Raw genomic sequence first — 17,643 nt, 5'->3', positions numbered from 1 at the left:
TCAGCAGCCGATCAGGCGATGATCATTACGACGATGGCAGCGATTACGGCACAGATAATCGTGCCCCACTTCGTCATCGAGATGAAACCCTCGTAAGTCGAGCGCGCGGCCTTCATGTTGTCCTTGGTAGCCATGGCTGTCCGTATTCCCCTTCGCTATTGCGCCCGTGCCGCGTGCGGTCGAATGACTTGCCGCGAGCAGGTGGGCGATAACCAGTCCCGCGCAGGCCTTGGAACCCGCGGGGCGCTTGGCTCTATCCCGCAAGCGTCACGCGCACAAGCCCTGCCAATTGTGTCAGGGTGGCCGGCGAGACCTGTCGTACCCGTGTTGACACGGGTCGGTGCAGCAACCCGTGCGGACGAACATCCGGCAAGATCTTCCGGTCTTTTAAAGGCATTGTTTACGATGTCCGTTTATTCAATTCCCATGAGCGCTGCCGGCATCCTGCCTGGCGGAATGAGGGAACCGGCATGGAAGAGGACGAACTGCGCCTGCTGCTAGTGGTCGATCGCGACCCTGCGCAAGTGCGTCTCGTAAGCTCCATCGCGGCGCGTGCCGGATGGCGCACGCAGTCTGTCGCCGACGTCGGCGCGGCCATCACGCGGCTTGCCCGCACCGACGACGGTCGCGTCTGCGCACTCCTGCTCGACAGCGAAGTCGCGCGCGAGGAAAGCTGCCACGTCATCGGCACGATTCGCGAAGCCGCACCGTCGTTGCCCATCCTGTTCCTGACGCAAAGCGCCTCGCCCCTGCTGGCGGTAGAAGCCATGCGCGCGGGTGCGACCGACTACCTGATGCAGCCGATCGCATCCGAACGACTGCTCTATGCGCTCGAAAGTTCGACCCAGTCGGATGTCAGCCGCGACGAACTCGCGCCGCTTGCCGAAAAGATCGAGGCATCGCTCGACTTCGACATGATGATCGGATCCGCCCCGAATTTCCGCGCAGCGCTTGCCCGCGCCGCCAAGGCCGCGCGCGGCCACGGCCCGGTGATCGTCGCTGGCGAGGCCGGTACCGGCAAGGAACTGCTCGCCCGCGCCATGCGCTCGTCCAGCCCCCGCGCCAAGGCGCCGTTCATAGTGCTGCACACCGCGGGGATGAGCCCCGGCAATCTCGAATCCGCTCTTTACGGGCACGAAAAGGGCGCCTTCCCCGGCGCGTTCGACCGCAAGAGCGGCGCGCTGCAGGATGCCGACGGCGGCACACTGCTGATCGACGACATCGAACGCCTGCCCCCTGCCTTGCAGGAGCGGCTGGCCCACACGATCGCGACGGGAGATGCCAGGCCGATGGGCGCGTCGCACAGCTTTCGGCTCGATGTGCGCGTCCTGGCGACCGCCGCCGACGATCCTCAGCTTCTGGCGGCGCAAGGCGTCATCGCGCCTGCCCTTGCCGACGCCTTCGGTACCGCGACCATCGCCCTTCCGCCGCTGCGTGAGCGTACCGGCGACGTCGCTCCGCTGACCCGCCATTTCCTAGCGCTGATCGGCGAACAGCCGGGCCTGCGCTGGCTGGGCGTCACAGACGAGGCGCTGGCCCTGCTCGAAGGGTATCAGTGGCCGGGCAACTTGCGCCAGCTTCAGGCGGTGCTGTTCCGCGCTGCCGTCTTCTGCGACCGGGACGCGCTGACGGTTCAGGACTTTCCGCAGCTGTTCGACATCGTCGGCGAACACGCAGCGGCCCCGGTACCCGTCCACGGCGGCGGCGTTACCCTGTTCGGCCCCGACGGGCACTTACGGACGCTGGAAGACATCGAGGCCGACGTCATCCGCCTCGCCATCGGCCACTATCGCGGGCGGATGAGCGAAGTGGCGCGCCGCCTCGGCATCGGGCGCTCCACGCTCTATCGCAAGCTGAGCGACCTCGGGATCGATAATGCCGCTTGATGGGGCAGCCTGATCGCGGCTAGCTGCCGCGCATGGCTTCTGATTTCGACTTTTCGGGAAAAACCACGCTTATCACCGGCGCGGCATCGGGTATCGGCGCGGCAACGGCGCGTTGGCTGGACGCGCATGGCGCGAAGAAGCTGGTACTGGTCGACATGGACCGCCCTGCGCTCGACGCGATGGACTTGTCCTGCGAGGTCGATCGCATCAGCGGCGACGTTTCGGACTCCGCGCTCTGGACCATCGGGATGCGCGATCTGGGCGAGATCGACTGCGCGTTGCTCAATGCGGGAATCGCCCCGGGCGGCAAGTCCATCGTCGACAGCGATCTGGCCGAATGGAAGAAGTGCATGGCCGTCAATGTCGACGGGGTGTTCATGGGCCTGCGCCGCGTGATGAAGGCAATGGCAGCCAAGGGCGGATCGGTTGTCGTGACCAGCTCTGTTTCGGGCACCAAGCCCTATCCGGGTACGGCTGCCTACGCGACCAGCAAGGCCGCCGTTCTGCAATTGATGCGCGTTGCCGCGGCAGAGGGCGCTTCGCAAGGCATCCGCGTCAATGCCATCGCGCCCGGCCCGGTCGATACGCCGATCTGGGACAAGGCGGACATCACCGGATCGCTCCACGGCAGCGACGATGCGCGAGCAGCCATGATGCGCGAACTGGCCAAGGGAACACTGCTCAAACGCGTACCCGATACGGACGAGATCGCCGCCTCCATCGGGTTCCTGCTGTCGGATCTTGCCGCCAACGTCACGGGCATCGCCCTGCTCAGCGATGGCGGAGCCAGCCTCAGGGTCTGACCGTCCAGCGCTGCGCCGTCACGTCCTTGCGTAGATAGAGCGGGTGGCGCGGATGGCCCTCCTTGGTCGTGCCATAGCAATCGAGCGCCGCCCCGCCGCATAGCTTCGCGACATCGCGATCCCGCCCGCGATGCGCGCCATGCACGCCCCAGGCAGCAATGGTGGTGCCAGCGATCTCCAGCGCGAGCCGCGTCGCTGCATCATTGTGCCTGCCCACCGGCCCGCGACGCTTTTTCAGCAGCGCCGGATCGGTTTCGCGCATGGCGAACAGGTTCCAGACCAGCAGCGACGCTCCCGCCTCCCGCGCCCGCGAATGGCAGCGTGCGATGGTCGGGTCGTTGGCAAGGTGATCGGCCTTCGACGGGTTGAGCATAGCGATCGCCAGCATCTCGCGCACTGGCGAGGCGTCGCGCCACAGCAGGTAGCGATAGCGCCCGCACCGGCTGAACACCGCGCCGTGGCCGATTTCGTCGTCGTGCCGGAAATCGAGCTCGCGCGCGGCGGCCCAGTCCGCGATCCTGCGTACCGCACTGGCCGCGTCGATCGCACCGCTCATCGCAGAAGCTGGGAGAAATCCGTTAGCGCACCATCGCGCAGGCCCCGCCAGACATGCATGGCCTGCACCGTCTCCGCCGCATCGTGGACGCGCAGGATCTGCACCCCCATGTCGAGCGCCATCGTCGCCACCGCGAGCGAGCCCGCCAGCCGCTTTTCCGCCGGAGCCTCGTTCGACAGCGCGCCGATGAACCGTTTGCGGCTGACGCCCAGAAGCAGCGGATGGCCGAGCGCATGGAACAGCGGCAGCGAATTGATGATGGCAAGGTTCTCGGCCAGCGTCTTGCCGAAGCCGACGCCCGGATCGAGGATGATGTTGTCGCGCTTCACACCCGCCTTCAGCGCGGCATCGCGGCGCGCGCGAAGGTCGTCGAACACGTCCAGCACGACGTTCTGGTACTTCGCACCCGCGTGCAGATCGTCGCCCTTGCCCGGTGCGTGCATGATGACGACCGGACAGCCCGATCCAGCCGCGACCTCTGCACTGCGCTCGTCGTACTGAAGGCCCGAAACGTCGTTGATGATCCGCGCGCCCGCTTCCAGCGCGGCTTCCATCACTGCGGCCTTGCGCGTGTCGATGGAAACTGCCGCCCCGCCGTTGGCGAGCCGTTCGATGGCCGGGATCACGCGTCGGATCTCGTCACCTTCCCAGATCGTCGACGCGCCGGGACGAGTCGATTCCCCGCCGACGTCGATGATCGCGGCACCTGCCTCCAGCATGTCGACACCGCGCCCGACCGCCGTGTCGACGTCATCGTCAAAGCTGCCGCCGTCTGAGAAACTGTCGGGCGTTACGTTGAGGATGCCCATAACTTGCGGCTGGTCCAGACGGATCGTGCGCCCGCTACCATCGGGGAATTGCAGTTCGATCGCCGGATGCGCCATGCGCAGGTTCGACCACTGCCGCTCGCCATCCTCGACCAAAGCGGGAGGCAGTTTGGCCAGCGCGGCGGCGACGTCGGGCGCCTGCACGATGTCGCGGCTCTGCACGTGGCCCGCTTCGGACCGGACGATCAGCGCGAAATCGCGAGCATAGCACATGGTGCCGGCCAGCCGGATCGCGCCGGGCATTTCGTCCGCGCCCTCGATCGCCTGCGGCGAAGGAGCGAACGTCAGCGGCTGAATGTAAAGCTTGGGCATGGCAAAGCCCAATAACGGGCCAATTGCTTCAGGCCAATGAAGATCGGCCCATATCCCCTGCCTTTGGCGTCAGTCTTCGGTGGCGAGGATGTAGAGCTGGCGCTGCGCGTCGATCGGCTGAACCTGCCCGCCCGCCTCCATGTGCCAGAACGTCCACCCGTTGCACGAGGGCGCACCTTGAAGCGAGGCACCAAGACCGTGGATCGATCCGGTTTCCTTGCCGGAGACCAGCGAACCATCGGCACGCACTTCCGCTGAATAGCGCCGCTTCTTGTCGAACAGCTTCGTGCCTGCAGGAACATAGCCGTTCTCGACCAGAGAGCCGAAAGCGACGCGCGGGGCCTGACGCTTAGACTGCATTGTTTTCAGCGCGGATTCGTCGAGAGGCAGGGCCATCTCGATGCGTTCCAGCGCGGCTTCGCGATAGTTACCCTCACGCTCGCACCCGATCCAGTCGCGGCCAAGGCGCTTGGCAACCGCGCCGGTCGTGCCGGTGCCGAAGAACGGGTCGAGCACGACATCACCCGGATTGGTCGTAGCCAGCATGACGCGGTAGAGCAGGCTTTCCGGCTTCTGCGTCGGGTGAACCTTGGTGCCGCCCTTCTTCAGGCGTTCCTGTCCGTTGCAAATCGGCAGGACCCAGTCCGAACGCATCTGCAGTTCATCGTTCAGCGTCTTCATCGCGCGGTAGTTGAAGGTATACTTCGCCTTCTCCCCCATGCTTGCCCAGATCAGCGTTTCGTGCGCGTTGGTGAAGCGCGTGCCCTTGAAGTTGGGCATCGGGTTCGACTTGCGCCAGATGATGTCGTTGAGGACCCAGAACCCTGCGTCCTGCATCGCCGTGCCGACGCGGAAGATGTTGTGATAGCTGCCGATCACCCACAACGAACCGTTCGGCTTCAGGATGCGGCGCGCCTCTGCAAGCCATCCCTTGGTAAAGGCGTCGTAGGCAGCAAAGCTGTCGAACTTGTCCCAATCGTCGGTCACCGCGTCGACCGCGCTGCCGTCGGGGCGCGAAAGGTCGCCGCCCAACTGCAGATTATAGGGCGGATCGGCAAAGACCATGTCGATCGAATTTGCCGGAATGGTGCGCATGGCGGCAATGCAGTCGCCATCGAGGATCTGCCCGATGGGCAGGTCCTTGCGCACTTCGATCTTGGTCTCGCGCTTCTTTTCTTCGACGCGCGAGGGTGTGTTCAGCAGAACCGTCGCCATGTGGAACCCCCTGTGGAAAACCCATGGTGATTCCTGTGGGACTCGCGGTCAAGCACCGATTGCGATGGGCGGGTCGGATTGGCGGGCCAGGTGAGTCCGCGTCGCAACAGTCGGGCACATCATGTTGAGTCTTGGCCAGAATCGTAGACTCTAGATCGTGTGGTGTGACATCGAAGACTCGCCCTGCCGATTATTCGCTTGCCGCGATGCGACCTGCCCCGCATCTTTGCTTTCTGGCGCAACGCCGCGCCGATCCGGGGGGATTTGCATGGCACTGGAAGTGATCGGCGCAGGCCTTGGCCGCAACGCCACGTTCTCGACGAAATTCGCACTGGAAGAGATCGGCTTCGGGCCGTGCTACCACATGGTCGAGGTATTCCGCACCGCCAGCCGGTCGATCGGGCTGTGGCAGGACGTCGTCGACGGCAAGCCCGACTGGGACGCGATCTTCGACGGGTACCGCTCCACCACCGACTATCCCGCCTGCAGCTACTGGCGCGAACTGGCGGACTTCTATCCCGATGCGAAAGTCGTGCTGACCGTGCGCGATCCCGACAGCTGGTTCGACAGCGTGAGCGAGACTATCTTCGCCCCGCGCATGATGGACAGCCTGAAAGGCTCTCCGGTCGAAAAGTTCATGGCCGGCACGATCTTCGCGCCATTTGGCGACAAGCTGCGCGACAGGGCCTTCATGACCGACTGGTACCAGCGCCGGAACGATGAAGTCATCGCCAAAATTTCCGATGAACGCCTGCTGGTGTTTCATCCCAAGGAAGGCTGGGAGCCGTTGTGCACATTCCTGGATGCGGACATGCCTGACAAGCCCTTCCCTCGCGTCAACAGTCGCGACGAACTCGGTTCGGCATCCGATGAGAAAGGCGGACTGCCTGCCGATCCCGCGGAACTTGAAGCGTTCGCCGATGGCTACATCGCCGCACTGAAAGCCAAGGCGTTCGGCTAGGTAAATCGGGCGGCTGCTTCAGACCGGCAGCAGGCCCGGATCGACGCCGGTCAGTTCTACCGATCGCTGCCACAGCCATTCGCCCGCGCCCGGATCGCGGGCCAGCCGTGTTAGGAAGGCGGGGCCGGACGGTCCGCTCATCTCGCGAAGGCCGCGCGGGCCGTAGTAGTCGCCGTTCACCACCTCGGGATCGGTCGCGGCCTGCAGCGTGGGCCAAGCGCCCTGCTCTGCGGTGTTCAGAACCTTGCCCACGAACTTCATCGCGAGATTCGCGATACCGACATGACGGCCGAGATCGGTCGAGGCCACACCGGGATGGCAACCGACCGAGATCACGGGCGAACCGCTGGCCGACAGCCGCCGTGCCAGTTCGACGAAGAAAAGCGCATTGGCGAGCTTACTGTCCGAATAGCGCTGGCTGCGAGCGTAATGCTCTTCCGCTTTCGGGTCGCTCCACACCGCCTGCCCGCTGCGATGCGCGATGCTGGAGGTAACGACGACACGCGGGCCCTTGCCCTCGGCCAGCTTGGGCAGGAGCAGCGAGGTCAGCGCAAATGTACCCAAATGGTTTACGCCGAACTGCAATTCGAACCCTTGCGCCGTGTGCGACAGCGGCGGGATCATGACGCCCGCGTTGTTGACCAGCACGTCAAGTCTCTCACGCTGCGACAGGCTTTCGGCGGAGCGCCGCACCGCATCGAGATCGCCCAGATCGAGTTCTGCGAAGTCCAGCTTTGCGTGCGGAGTTTCCCGCGAGATCCTCGCCATGGCCTCGCGGGCCTTGTCCTCGCTGCGGCAGGCAAGCACGACTTCACCGCCTCTTGCCGCCAGAACACGAGCCGCTTCGAAACCCAGCCCCGTGTTCGCCCCCGTCACGACATAAGTCCGGCCCGACAGGTCGGGAACATAGGCAGCGGTAAATCCGGGCATGGGCTATCCTCTTGTCGCTAGAGCGGCATTTCCATCTGTGCGACCGGCGCGAAGCTGCGGCGGTGCAGCGGGGTCGGCCCATGGACGCGCAGCGCTTCCATATGTTCGGAAGTCCCGTAACCTGCATTCCGTTCCCAACCGTAGTGCGGATGAGCCTTCGCAGCCTCTCGCATCAAGCGGTCGCGGTGTTCCTTGGCGATGATCGAGGCGGCAGAAATACACGGCTCTTTCGCGTCGCCTTTCACGATCGCGCGGGCGGGCCAGCGCCATTCGGGACGGCGGCCTTGCGGTGTCAGGTTGCCGTCGATCAGCACTTCCATCGGATCGCAGTCGATCTTGGCGCACACCGCCTCTGTCGCCAGCGTCATCGCCAGCATCGTTGCACCGAAGATGTTGAGCCGGTCGATATCCTCGACCTCGACCACCCCGATACCCCAATGGCAACGGCGCAGGATCACCTCTTCCAGCTCGGCACGCTTCTTCGCGCTCAAGACCTTGGAATCGCCGAGGCCCGCCGGCCGGGGCTTACACAGCACGACCGCAGCAGCCACCACTGGCCCGGCCAGCGGGCCGCGCCCCGCTTCATCCACGCCGACAACTGGCATCATCGCAGGAACGCCTTCGCATGCGGGTTGTTGGTCAACCATTCACGAACAGGATGGATAATGAACATCAGGATCGCTTTCTTGCCCGTAGTCGCAATGCTTGCAAGCTGCGGCATGCCGTCAACAGCCGGAGACGGTGGACAGGCTGTCGAAAATGCAAAACAGCTCGAACCCGGGCCTGCTGACAATGTGTTCGCCATGCAGGAAATCGGCACGTTCGACGAACCTTGGGCACTGGCATTCGTGCCGGGCACCGAGACGCTGATGATGACGCTGAGGGTCGGGACGCTGATCGGTATCGACACGGCAACCGGCAATCGTATTTCGGTGAGCGGCGTCCCTGAAGTCGACTACGGCGGCCAGGGCGGACTTGGCGACGTGGCCTTCCTGCCATCCGAAAGCGGTGACGACATCGACGGACGGACGATCTACCTTTCCTATGCAGAAGCCGGCGACCGCGACACGCGCGGCGCTGCTGCGGGCCGCGGCACCCTTTCGTGTTCAGCACCGACGACCTGCAAGATCGAGAATTTCAACGTCTTCTGGCGCCAGCCCAAGGTGTCGGGCCGCGGCCACTATTCGCATCGGTTCGCTTTCTCTCCCGATGGCGAATACCTCTTCATCTCGTCGGGCGACCGTCAGAAGATGGACCCGGCGCAGGACACGTCCAATGTGCTGGGCACGGTCGTCAGGCTTTTGCCGGACGGAACCCCTGCTCCCGGCAACCCCCTTGCGGACGAAAGCGGAGATCCGGCGATCTGGTCGTGGGGTCATCGCAACCTGCTTGGTCTGGCGTTCGACGCCTCGGGTCAGCTCTGGAACATTGAACACGGCCCCAAGGGCGGTGACGAGCTGAACAAGGTGGAAGCGGGCAAGAACTACGGCTGGCCCGTGGTATCCAATGGCGTCCATTATGACGGTGCGGCCATCCCGGACCACGCTACCCGCCCCGAATTCGCGCCTCCTGCCATCAGCTGGAGCCCGGTTATCGCGCCGGGCGACATGCTGTTCTATTCAGGCAAGATGTTCCCTTCGCTGACAGGGCATCTCCTTGTCCCCGGCCTGTCTATCGAATCCCTCGTCGACATCGCGATGGAAGGTGACACCCCGCATGAGGCGGCAAGATACAGCTTCGACCGCCGCCTGCGCGCGATCGAGGAAGGTCCCGACGGAGCGATCTGGATCGCCGAGGACAAAAGCGGCGCGCGTCTTTGGAAACTGACCCCGCGCGCCGCTGACTGAATCGGGAACGCGCCCTTGGCCGACACATGCGGCCATGGGCGCTTCCACGATAGTTCTCGACAAGGGACGCCCCCGGCCCTATCCGCGCGCCCCGTTCGCACAACTTGGGGCAATCACTTCGCGCATGGCCACGATCATTCCTCTCGACCAGGTCGATTCCGCATTGATCGAGGAACTGCTCGACCGCGCTTTCGAGCCTGAACGCCAGCAGCGCACGGCCTACAAGGTGCGCGAAGGGATGGACTGGCTACCGGGCCTGTCGTTTGCCGCGCTCGACGATGACGATTATCTCGTCGGCACGATCCAGTGCTGGCCAGTTGCACTGACCGATCCTGACGGACGCGCACACCCGATGGTCATGGTGGGCCCCGTCGCGGTCCTGCCCGGCCAACAGGACATGGGATACGGCAAGGCCCTGACGCTGGCCTCGCTTGCCGCGCTCGACGATACAAAGGCGGCTTCCGGCCCGTTGCCGCAGGTCCTGATCGGCGACGCCGCTTACTACGGCCGTTTCTTCGGGTTCAGCGCCGAACATACGGGCGGCTGGGCCGCGCCGGGACCGTGGGAGCCTTCGCGCCTGCTGGTCCGTTGTGCCAATCCGGCCATCCTCCCCGAAAAGGGTATGTTGGGGCCTTGGCGGAACTGAACCGATCTGGCATCGCTTTCACTCACAGATGCCATACGACGTTCCCCCCGATCTTGCCGGAATGACACTTGCCGAAGTGGCCGAAGCGGTCGCTGCGCGCAAGTTGCCACCCGTATCCCAATGGAACCCGGAAAATACCGGCGAAAGCGGCATGCGCATTGCCGCCGACGGGCGCTGGTATCACGAAGGTTCGCCGATCACTCGCGACGCGATGGTGCGCGCCTTTTCGGGGCTGCTGCGGCGGGAAGTAGACGGATTCTGGCTGGTCGTTCCCTACCAGAAGCTGTCGATCGAAGTGGAGGATGCGCCGTTTGTCGCCACCGACGTTCGCGTTCATGAAGAAGATGGCAGGCGGGCGATTACGTTTCGGCTCAATACCGATGAATTCGTCACCGCCGATGCCGACCACCCGATCGTCGTGCGCGGCGATGCCGAAACGCCCGCGATCTACGCGACGGTGCGCGACGGACTGGAAGCACGGCTCGACCGGTCGACTTATGCGCAACTCGCCGAAATTGCGATTGCCGAGGGGCATGATCCCCTTGCCGTGACAAGCTGCGACGAGCGGTTTGCCTTGCTTCGCAAGGGCGAAGCATGACCTCGATCCGCGAACGGCTGACCGCGATGCACATGGCGGGGCACAATCGCCGCATTACCGACCTTCGCGACGATGGCGGGCTTGCCGACGGCACCGCGCGCGATGCGGCCGTTCTGATTGCAGTGACCGAGCGGCCCGACAACCCCGGAGTGCTGCTGATCGAGCGGCCCAAAAAGATGCGCAAGCACGGCGGCCAGGTCGCCTTTCCCGGCGGAAAGATGGACCGTGGCGAAACCCCGGTGCAGGCCGCGCTGCGCGAAGCGCACGAGGAAATCGCCCTGCCCCAGTCAGTCGTCCACGTCATCGGCACGACCGACCGTTTCAATTCCGCCAGCGGCTTTGCGATCACCCCCGTGCTCGCCACTGTGCCGCCCGATCTGCACCTGCACGCCAATCCAGCCGAAGTCGACGAATGGTTCGAGGTTCCGCTCTCGTTCGTGCTCGACCCGGCGAACCACAAGGAAAATCACATTCACTGGAACGGCTGCAACCGCAGCTTTATCGATATGGAGTGGGATGGACACCGTATCTGGGGCGTGACGGGGGCGATCCTTGCGAACCTTTCCCGCCGCCTCCACTGGCATGAGGCGGCGCGATGAAGCCGATCACTGAAGCGGAATGGACGAAGCGACCCGACCTTCCCACGCTTATCGCGGCTCTGGGTGCGGACGAGTGCCGCTACGTCGGCGGCTGCGTACGCGATGCGCTGATGGGGATAGAGGCGCACGACGTCGACCTTGCCACCCGGCACGCGCCTTCCGAAGTCGTCCTGCGCCTGAAAGACGCAGGCATCCGCACCGTGCCCACCGGTATCGAGCATGGCACCGTGACAGCCGTTCTCGACAGCGGTCCGGTCGAAGTCACCACCCTGCGAAAGGACGTCGCCACCGATGGCCGCCGCGCCACCGTGGCTTTCGCGACCGGGTGGAAGGACGATGCCGCGCGCCGCGATTTCACGATCAACGCGCTCTACGCCCATCCCGAGACATTCGAGGTCTCCGACTATTTCGGCGGGCTTGACGATCTTGCCGCCCGCCGCGTCCGCTTCATCGGCGACGCGCACGAACGCATACGCGAGGATCACTTGCGGATCCTGCGCTACTTCCGCTTCCACGCGCGCTTTGGCAGCGAACCGGCGAACGAGGAAGCGGTTGCCGCATGCCGCGAATTGGCCCCGACGCTAAAGGGCCTGTCGCGCGAACGCGTGGGCTGGGAACTGCAGAACCTGCTCGCCCTGCCCGACCCTTCGCCCACGATCGCCCGCATGGCGGAACTGGGCGTTCTTGCCGTCGTCCTGCCCGAAACGGGCGGCGTTCAGGTGAACCGGCTGGCGCGGTTGGTCACGGCAGAGCGGGAAGCGGGGATCGAGCCCGACGCCATCCGCCGCCTTGCATCGCTGCTGCCGCCCGACCCGTCCTGCGCCGAACAGGTCGCGTCACGCCTGCGCCTCTCCAATGCGCAGAAAAAGCGCATCAAGCTCGACGCCGCGCGGACAGAGGCGGATACCGCGAACCCGCGCGCACTGGCCTATCGCGAAGGTATTGAAATCGCACGAGACCGACTACTGCTGCTTGACGCATCGGTCAGTGACCTGCGCGGTTGGGACGTGCCTGCCCTCCCACTCAAGGGCGGCGAGATAGTCGCGGCGGGCGTCTGCGCCGGCCCGCAAGTCGCGAAAGTCCTGCGCACGGTCGAAAGCCGCTGGATCGACGAAGGCTTCCCCGACGAGGTCCGCACCCGCGAAATCATGGCCGAGGAAGTCGCCAATCTCGCCTAAGGCCCAATCGCGCCTGATGTGCGGTCACGCTGGCGAAAGGCACTGCCCGCTATGACAGCCGAATGGATCGGTTCGTGACCTTTCTGGAAAAGCTGCCCTATGGCGAAGTCTTCGCCAGCTACCCGCTTTTGGCCATCGCACTGATCGCGCTTTGCGTTTCGATGGTGGGCGGCGCCCTGGTGAAGTCCATGCCGAAAACCGGCGGCCTTCTTCGCGGTTTTGGCAGCTTTGCGCTTGTCGCCGTGCTGGTCATGACCGTCATCGACATCGCACGCCTCAACCCCGATCTCGCCATGCCGCAACTGGGCGTTCCCGAACAGGTCGTACAGGGGCAGGAAACGCATATCCCCCTGTCGCGCGACGGGCATTACTGGATCGAGGCACAAGTCAACGGTCATCCCACCCGGTTCCTCGTCGATACCGGCGCCAGCCTGACTGCGATCTCCCCCGATACGGCAGAAGCCGCCGGGCTTACCGCCAGTTCGGTCATGGGCACCGTGAGGCTTGAAACCGCCAACGGGACCGCGCCTGCACACCTTACCAGCATCGACAGGCTGGAAACCGGCACTATCCGCGCCGACGACTTGCGTGCGGTGATCGCACCGTCGATGAACGGCATGAACGTACTGGGGATGAACTTCCTCTCGCGCCTCCAGAAGTGGAGCGTCGAGGACGGCACGCTGATACTCGTCCCGGCATCGGACAGTGCCCAGAACTGATTTTCATTGCATTTCGCAGTCGCAGCAACTATCTGACCCGCCAGCGACGGCAGAATGCCATCAGCCGCCAGCGTGAGCGCCCGCATCTAGAAATAGCGGAGTGGCCCGCGGCAGATCGACGGTCGCTGTCGTAAAGCTTCCCCAATCACGCACGGGTCGCCTTTGTGGACCCCCGCGCGCCGCCATCATGGTCGGCAGCGCCAATGCGAGTATTTACATGTCCTATTTCAAGGAACTCGGCCTTGCCGAGCCTATTCTCCGCGCGCTCGAGGCAAAAGGCTATTCCGAGCCTTCGCCCATCCAGCGTCAGGCAATCCCTTCCCTTATGGAAGGCCGCGACCTTTTGGGTATCGCGCAAACCGGCACCGGCAAGACGGCCGCGTTCTCGCTGCCTTCGCTGCACCGATTGGCGCAGGACGGTTACAAGCCCAACCCGGCTTCTTGCCGCATGCTGGTTCTGTCGCCGACCCGCGAACTGGCCGCGCAGATCGCGGAAAACATGCGCCGCTATGCCAAGCACCTGCCGATCAACGTCGAATGCGTTTTCGGCGGCGTTCCGGTGGGCAAACAGGCCCGCCGCCTCGTGCCCGGCACCGATGTCCTGGTCGCAACGCCGGGCCGCCTGCTCGACCTCATCGACCAGCGCGCGCTGACGCTCAAGCATGTGGAGATCTTCGTGCTCGACGAAGCTGACCAGATGATGGATCTCGGCTTCATCAAGCCGTTGACCCGCGTTGCCAACCTGCTTCCCAAGGAACGTCAGTCGCTGTTTTTCAGCGCGACGATGCCCAAAGACATCGCCGACCTGTCGCGCCGTTTCATCAACGATCCGGTCAAGGTCGAAGTCGCGCCGCAGGCCACGACGGCGGAACGCGTCGAACAGTACGGCACGTTCGTGAACCAGGCGGAAAAGCAGTCGCTTCTCACCCTTTCGCTTCAGTCGGGCCTTGCCAGCGGCGAGATCGAAAAGACGCTGGTCTTCACCCGCACCAAGCACGGTGCCGACCGCGTCGTGCGCCATCTTGCCGCCGCGGGCATCAACGCCGCCGCGATCCACGGCAACAAGACGCAGGCGCAGCGCACGCGCGCGCTTGACGGCTTCCGTGCAGGCAACGTGCCGGTACTGGTGGCGACCGACATCGCCGCGCGCGGCATCGACGTGACGGGCGTGTCCCACGTTTTCAACTTCGAGATCCCGAACGTGCCCGAACAGTACGTGCACCGCATTGGCCGCACCGCGCGTGCGGGCGCGGACGGCGTGGCGATCAGCTACATCGCGCCGGACGAGAAGAACTACATCCGCGATATCGAGAAGCTGACGGGCGTGCGCCTGACGCCGATGCCGCTGGTCGAGAATTTCACCAAGCGCGCCGAGAGCCTGCCCAAGCCCAGCCGCAAGCCGGCAGGCGCCGAATATGGCGAGCGGCCGGAGCGCGGCAATCGCAAGCCGCGCGGCCCCAAGCAGGGCAGCAACAACCGCGACTTCGAACAGCGCAAGGCGCGCAAGGCCAAGGAAAACCGCGGCGACGGCCAGCCGCGCGACGACATGGGCCGCAAGCGCCGCTTCAAGCCCAAGGGGCCCAATGGTGTCGGCGCGCACAAGAACGCGGTTCGCGCGCGCTGAACTTCATGGAAATGAAAACTCAGAAGGGCGGTGGCCGAAAGGCTGCCGCCCTTTTTGCGTGGCGAAACCCTGGCCCCGTCAGTCCATGTGGCGAAGGCCGATGCGCAGGTAATCCCAGCCCGTCAGCGCCGTAAGCACTGCTGCGGCCCAGAGCGAAACGATACCCGTCCAATAGACGAAATCGAGGCTGGGCAGCGCTCCCGAGAGGATCAGTGCGCCCAGCGAGACCATCTGGAACGTCGTCTTCCACTTCGCCAGACGCGAGACCGGCACGGAAACCTGAACACCGGCAAGGAACTCCCTTAGCCCCGAGACCATTATCTCTCTGAGCAATATGACGAGAGCGGCAAGAACATGGATCGAGGGAATGATGCCGGTGTGGACGAGCACGAGAATCACGGCCGCGACCATGATCTTGTCCGCGATCGGATCGAGAAAGATGCCCAAGCGGCTGACCCGCCCGCTGGCTCGCGCCAGCATGCCGTCGAAATAGTCGGTAATACCGGCGACACAATAGAGCGCGAAGGCCAGCCAGTGGCCCACGGTCCAGTCCGGCCACCACAGGAAGAAAACCAGCAGGGGTACCGCGAAAATGCGCGACAGCGTCAGAAGGTTGGGAAGTGTCAGCATTATCTCAAGCTATGTCCGATACAAGCGCATAGCGTGAAAGTGCCGCGCGCAAAAGCGTATCCGGGACTTGTGCCTGAAGCCGTACCGTTTAAGGACTACAGAACTTCCCCGGCATGATGATATCCTCCAAACTTCTGTCGCGTCGACGCTTTCTGCCCTTGTTCGCTACCCAGTTGCTGGGTGCGTTCAACGACAATCTCTACAAGAACGCGATGGTCCTGTTCGTGGTGTACCAGGTGTACAGCTCGACTGCGGAAGAAGCGCGGTTTTCCGCGATAGCCTCGGGCCTGTTCACTCTGCCCTATGTCCTGTTTTCGGCGCTGGCTGGCCAGTTGGCCGACATGCGTGACAAGGCGGCGATCGTACGGATCGTGAAGCTGGCCGAAATCGGCATCATGTTCGTGGGCGCGACAGGCCTCGTGCTGGCGTGGCAGGGAATCATGGTGGAAACGCTGGCGATCCCGCTGATGCTGGCGGCGTTGACGGGGCTTGGCGCGCATTCGACGTTCTTCGGCCCAATCAAGTACGCGATCCTGCCGCAGCATCTGAAGAAGGAAGAAGTGCTGTCGGGCACCGGCCTCGTGGAGGCCGGTACTTACCTATCGGTCCTCGCAGGAACCATCCTTGCCGGCTGGATTCCGGTGGAGGCGGCCGCGGCGCTGATCCTGGTGCTGGCCGGTATCGGCTGGTTCGCGGGCCGCGAGATTCCCGATGCGCCCGCGCAGGCGGTGGATGAGAAAGTCGACTACAATATCATCCGGTCCTCCATCCGCGTCGTGAAGGCGACGATGGACGAGAAGCGCGTGTTCTACGCCATCATGGCGATCAGCTTCTTCTGGACCATCGGCGCGGTGCTGTTCATCGAGTTTCCGCCGCTGGCCAAGAACGTGCTTTCCGCAGGCAAGGAAGTGGCCAGCCTGTTCCTCGTTATCTTTTCGATCGGCGTTGCGATCGGTTCGATGGCGATCAACCTGCTTTTGAAGAACGAGGTTTCGGCCCGTTACGCGCCGATCTCGGTCGTGGTGATGGGGCTGTTCATCGTGGCCTTCCACCTCGTGTGCAAGGCATGGGTCCCGCACCAAGGCGGGCTTTACACAATCATGGAATTCGCAACGCTCCCGCTCGCGATCCCACTGATGCTTTGCCTGTTGGGCGTTGCAATCGCTGGCGGCATGTTCGTGGTGCCGCTCTATGCCTTCCTGACGACCGTGGTCGACAAGTCGCAGACGGCGCGCACGGTGGCGGCGAACAATATCGTCAACTCGGGCGCAATGGCGGCAGGCGCCATCATCGCCATGGCGCTCACGAGTGCCGGGGTGCTGATCGTGGATCAGTTGCTGCTGGCGGCTGCGATGTCGATTGGGGCGGCGTGGTTGGGCTGGATCCTCTACCGCGCAGAACTGGCAGAGCCTGCGCTGGCCGAATAAGTCGCCGCGATGCGATCAGGCGATCATGCACATGACGGCGATGAAGCACGCGCTGTAGGCCATTAGAAAGTCCTTCACATCCTTTGACGTGAACTTCGAAAGCAGGCCGCCTTCAGATGCGCCATCCACCGGCAGCGCACTTTCCCGGCGGCGACCGAAGACCGGCCGACGGATCATCGCGGGGCGGAACTTCATGCGTTTGGCGCGGGCGGGCATCTGGATGGCGGCGTTCTGCATGGTCAGGTTCGTCTTTCGTCCTAGTCCTTCGTAGCTTGCCGCAACGTGGCGGCTTCAGCCAATAGAACGCCCTTTCGGCGATAACGTTTCTTTAACTACTCGCCTTTACCCCTTAAAAACAGGACCTTTGCGCCTGTCGCCCCGCCTTGGGACAGGCGGATTAACCATCGTCATGCGCAGCCTGCGCCGACCCGCGCAAATCTCAGCCCTTTTTCGACATCGACAGAATTTTTTTCCACTCGTCCGGCCTGACCTCGGACACGGAAAGACGCATCAGCTTCACCAGTTCCATTTCTTCCAGCTCAGGCTCGGCCTTCACCTGCTTGAGCGTGACCGGGTGCTTGAGCTTCTCGACCGGCTTGACCTTCACCGCGGCCCACTTGCCGGTGTCGTCCGTCGGGTCGGTGATGCCATCGACGCTGATCTCGACGATGCCGACGATCTCCAGCCCCTTGTTAGAGTGGTAGAAGAACGCCTTCTCGCCCTTCTTCATCGCGGCAAGGTTGTTGCGAGCGCGATAGTTGCGAACCCCGTCCCACGTGCCCTCGCCTTCCTCGACGAGATCGTCCCACGAATAGACGTCGGGTTCCGATTTCATCAGCCAGTAGCGTTTGGCCATCGCGGGGGTCTCCTTGGGTAGTTTCGCGT

Annotated in this window: 20 protein-coding genes; 11 read left to right on the top strand and 9 right to left on the bottom strand. The window is 63.8% G+C overall.

The window, feature by feature from the left end; all coding sequences use genetic code 11:
• Positions 1–11: 11 nt before the first annotated feature.
• The gene (locus A9D15_RS13485) at positions 12–134 is read right to left on the bottom strand and encodes an aa3-type cytochrome c oxidase subunit IV (RefSeq protein ID WP_066765800.1); all 123 of its coding nucleotides are present in this window, start codon (positions 132–134) and stop codon (positions 12–14) included.
• A gap of 336 nt (positions 135–470) precedes the next feature.
• Here A9D15_RS13485 and A9D15_RS13480 point away from each other — a divergent pair, with 336 nt between their 5' ends.
• Positions 471–1,886, top strand: a complete 1,416-nt coding sequence (locus A9D15_RS13480; protein WP_066765798.1) for a sigma-54-dependent transcriptional regulator — start codon at positions 471–473, stop codon at positions 1,884–1,886.
• 32 nt (positions 1,887–1,918) lie between these two features.
• Positions 1,919–2,689: an SDR family NAD(P)-dependent oxidoreductase gene (locus A9D15_RS13475; RefSeq protein WP_066765796.1), complete on the top strand. Its 771-nt coding sequence runs from the start codon at positions 1,919–1,921 to the stop codon at positions 2,687–2,689.
• On the opposite strand, the gene A9D15_RS13470 is transcribed toward A9D15_RS13475, so the two are convergent.
• The 3 genes from A9D15_RS13470 to A9D15_RS13460 all read right to left on the bottom strand — a co-directional run bounded on the left by A9D15_RS13470 (position 2,679) and on the right by A9D15_RS13460 (position 5,599).
• A complete protein-coding gene (locus A9D15_RS13470) occupies positions 2,679–3,245 on the bottom strand; it encodes a DUF1643 domain-containing protein (protein ID WP_082924467.1) in 567 nt (188 codons plus the stop codon). The two genes, A9D15_RS13475 and A9D15_RS13470, sit on opposite strands and share 11 nt — an antisense overlap.
• Positions 3,242–4,384 carry a dihydropteroate synthase gene (folP, locus tag A9D15_RS13465; RefSeq protein ID WP_066765794.1) on the bottom strand — a complete coding sequence of 381 codons (1,143 nt, stop codon included), beginning with the start codon at positions 4,382–4,384 and terminating at the stop codon, positions 3,242–3,244. Before folP ends, A9D15_RS13470 begins: the two co-directional genes overlap by 4 nt.
• Before the next feature lie 69 nt (positions 4,385–4,453).
• Complete coding sequence (locus A9D15_RS13460) at positions 4,454–5,599, bottom strand: site-specific DNA-methyltransferase (RefSeq protein ID WP_082924466.1); 1,146 nt, start codon at positions 5,597–5,599, stop codon at positions 4,454–4,456.
• Between the two features lie 268 nt (positions 5,600–5,867).
• Between A9D15_RS13460 and A9D15_RS13455 the strand changes: the two genes are divergently transcribed.
• On the top strand, positions 5,868–6,560 hold the full coding sequence (locus tag A9D15_RS13455) for a sulfotransferase family protein (RefSeq protein ID WP_066765792.1): 693 nt from the start codon (positions 5,868–5,870) through the stop codon (positions 6,558–6,560).
• A gap of 18 nt (positions 6,561–6,578) precedes the next feature.
• Here the strand turns inward: A9D15_RS13455 and A9D15_RS13450 are convergent, their stop codons facing one another.
• Positions 6,579–7,490, bottom strand: coding sequence for an oxidoreductase (locus A9D15_RS13450; RefSeq protein ID WP_066765787.1), 912 nt, complete (start codon positions 7,488–7,490; stop codon positions 6,579–6,581).
• A gap of 17 nt (positions 7,491–7,507) precedes the next feature.
• A complete protein-coding gene (locus tag A9D15_RS13445; protein WP_066766145.1) occupies positions 7,508–8,095 on the bottom strand; it encodes a ribonuclease HII in 588 nt (195 codons plus the stop codon).
• 114 nt (positions 8,096–8,209) lie between these two features.
• On the opposite strand from A9D15_RS13445, the gene A9D15_RS13440 reads away from it, so the two are divergent.
• The 7 genes from A9D15_RS13440 to A9D15_RS13410 all read left to right on the top strand — a co-directional run bounded on the left by A9D15_RS13440 (position 8,210) and on the right by A9D15_RS13410 (position 14,701).
• On the top strand, positions 8,210–9,337 hold the full coding sequence (locus tag A9D15_RS13440) for a PQQ-dependent sugar dehydrogenase (RefSeq protein WP_229660251.1): 1,128 nt from the start codon (positions 8,210–8,212) through the stop codon (positions 9,335–9,337).
• A 124-nt stretch (positions 9,338–9,461) separates the two neighbouring features.
• Complete coding sequence (locus A9D15_RS13435) at positions 9,462–9,983, top strand: GNAT family N-acetyltransferase (protein ID WP_066766143.1); 522 nt, start codon at positions 9,462–9,464, stop codon at positions 9,981–9,983.
• A gap of 28 nt (positions 9,984–10,011) precedes the next feature.
• Complete coding sequence (locus A9D15_RS13430) at positions 10,012–10,581, top strand: DUF1285 domain-containing protein (protein ID WP_066765785.1); 570 nt, start codon at positions 10,012–10,014, stop codon at positions 10,579–10,581.
• Positions 10,578–11,180 (top strand): CoA pyrophosphatase, encoded by a 603-nt coding sequence (locus A9D15_RS13425; protein ID WP_066765776.1) that lies wholly within the window; start codon positions 10,578–10,580, stop codon positions 11,178–11,180. Before A9D15_RS13430 ends, A9D15_RS13425 begins: the two co-directional genes overlap by 4 nt.
• Entirely contained in the window at positions 11,177–12,358 is a 1,182-nt protein-coding gene (locus tag A9D15_RS13420) for a CCA tRNA nucleotidyltransferase (protein ID WP_066765774.1), read from the top strand. The genes A9D15_RS13425 and A9D15_RS13420 overlap by 4 nt, the downstream gene beginning before the upstream one ends.
• A gap of 74 nt (positions 12,359–12,432) precedes the next feature.
• A complete protein-coding gene (locus A9D15_RS13415) occupies positions 12,433–13,077 on the top strand; it encodes a retropepsin-like aspartic protease family protein (RefSeq protein WP_229660252.1) in 645 nt (214 codons plus the stop codon).
• Positions 13,078–13,294: 217 nt separating this feature from the next.
• Complete coding sequence (locus tag A9D15_RS13410; protein WP_066766141.1) at positions 13,295–14,701, top strand: DEAD/DEAH box helicase; 1,407 nt, start codon at positions 13,295–13,297, stop codon at positions 14,699–14,701.
• 78 nt (positions 14,702–14,779) lie between these two features.
• Here the strand turns inward: A9D15_RS13410 and pgsA are convergent, their stop codons facing one another.
• Positions 14,780–15,331 carry a CDP-diacylglycerol--glycerol-3-phosphate 3-phosphatidyltransferase gene (pgsA, locus tag A9D15_RS13405; RefSeq protein WP_066765768.1) on the bottom strand — a complete coding sequence of 184 codons (552 nt, stop codon included), beginning with the start codon at positions 15,329–15,331 and terminating at the stop codon, positions 14,780–14,782.
• Positions 15,332–15,444: 113 nt separating this feature from the next.
• Here pgsA and A9D15_RS13400 point away from each other — a divergent pair, with 113 nt between their 5' ends.
• Positions 15,445–16,758: an MFS transporter gene (locus A9D15_RS13400; protein ID WP_066765767.1), complete on the top strand. Its 1,314-nt coding sequence runs from the start codon at positions 15,445–15,447 to the stop codon at positions 16,756–16,758.
• Positions 16,759–16,773: 15 nt separating this feature from the next.
• Here the strand turns inward: A9D15_RS13400 and A9D15_RS13395 are convergent, their stop codons facing one another.
• Both A9D15_RS13395 and A9D15_RS13390 read right to left on the bottom strand, forming a co-directional pair.
• Positions 16,774–16,995 (bottom strand): hypothetical protein, encoded by a 222-nt coding sequence (locus A9D15_RS13395; protein ID WP_066765766.1) that lies wholly within the window; start codon positions 16,993–16,995, stop codon positions 16,774–16,776.
• 202 nt (positions 16,996–17,197) lie between these two features.
• The gene (locus tag A9D15_RS13390; protein ID WP_066765765.1) at positions 17,198–17,614 is read right to left on the bottom strand and encodes an EVE domain-containing protein; all 417 of its coding nucleotides are present in this window, start codon (positions 17,612–17,614) and stop codon (positions 17,198–17,200) included.
• Positions 17,615–17,643 lie beyond the last annotated feature (29 nt).

The sequence above is a fragment of the Croceicoccus pelagius genome (genome assembly GCF_001661915.1).
GTDB lineage: Bacteria > Pseudomonadota > Alphaproteobacteria > Sphingomonadales > Sphingomonadaceae > Croceicoccus > Croceicoccus pelagius.
The sequence above is the reverse complement of the archived record's forward strand: the minus strand, read 5'-3'. Positions and strand labels throughout refer to the sequence as shown.

Coding starts and splice junctions, on each gene's coding strand:
- A9D15_RS13440 (WP_229660251.1), top strand. CDS start 8,210: ATGCCGTCAACAGCCGGAGACGGTGGACAGGCTGTCGAAAATGCAAAA.
- A9D15_RS13455 (WP_066765792.1), top strand. CDS start 5,868: ATGGCACTGGAAGTGATCGGCGCAGGCCTTGGCCGCAACGCCACGTTC.
- A9D15_RS13420 (WP_066765774.1), top strand. CDS start 11,177: ATGAAGCCGATCACTGAAGCGGAATGGACGAAGCGACCCGACCTTCCC.
- A9D15_RS13460 (WP_082924466.1), bottom strand. CDS start 5,599: ATGGCGACGGTTCTGCTGAACACACCCTCGCGCGTCGAAGAAAAGAAG.
- A9D15_RS13435 (WP_066766143.1), top strand. CDS start 9,462: ATGGCCACGATCATTCCTCTCGACCAGGTCGATTCCGCATTGATCGAG.
- A9D15_RS13485 (WP_066765800.1), bottom strand. CDS start 134: ATGGCTACCAAGGACAACATGAAGGCCGCGCGCTCGACTTACGAGGGT.
- A9D15_RS13470 (WP_082924467.1), bottom strand. CDS start 3,245: ATGAGCGGTGCGATCGACGCGGCCAGTGCGGTACGCAGGATCGCGGAC.
- A9D15_RS13425 (WP_066765776.1), top strand. CDS start 10,578: ATGACCTCGATCCGCGAACGGCTGACCGCGATGCACATGGCGGGGCAC.
- A9D15_RS13390 (WP_066765765.1), bottom strand. CDS start 17,614: ATGGCCAAACGCTACTGGCTGATGAAATCGGAACCCGACGTCTATTCG.
- A9D15_RS13410 (WP_066766141.1), top strand. CDS start 13,295: ATGTCCTATTTCAAGGAACTCGGCCTTGCCGAGCCTATTCTCCGCGCG.
- A9D15_RS13450 (WP_066765787.1), bottom strand. CDS start 7,490: ATGCCCGGATTTACCGCTGCCTATGTTCCCGACCTGTCGGGCCGGACT.
- A9D15_RS13400 (WP_066765767.1), top strand. CDS start 15,445: ATGATGATATCCTCCAAACTTCTGTCGCGTCGACGCTTTCTGCCCTTG.
- A9D15_RS13445 (WP_066766145.1), bottom strand. CDS start 8,095: ATGCCAGTTGTCGGCGTGGATGAAGCGGGGCGCGGCCCGCTGGCCGGG.
- pgsA (WP_066765768.1), bottom strand. CDS start 15,331: ATGCTGACACTTCCCAACCTTCTGACGCTGTCGCGCATTTTCGCGGTA.
- A9D15_RS13475 (WP_066765796.1), top strand. CDS start 1,919: ATGGCTTCTGATTTCGACTTTTCGGGAAAAACCACGCTTATCACCGGC.
- A9D15_RS13480 (WP_066765798.1), top strand. CDS start 471: ATGGAAGAGGACGAACTGCGCCTGCTGCTAGTGGTCGATCGCGACCCT.
- A9D15_RS13395 (WP_066765766.1), bottom strand. CDS start 16,995: ATGCAGAACGCCGCCATCCAGATGCCCGCCCGCGCCAAACGCATGAAG.
- folP (WP_066765794.1), bottom strand. CDS start 4,384: ATGCCCAAGCTTTACATTCAGCCGCTGACGTTCGCTCCTTCGCCGCAG.
- A9D15_RS13430 (WP_066765785.1), top strand. CDS start 10,012: ATGCCATACGACGTTCCCCCCGATCTTGCCGGAATGACACTTGCCGAA.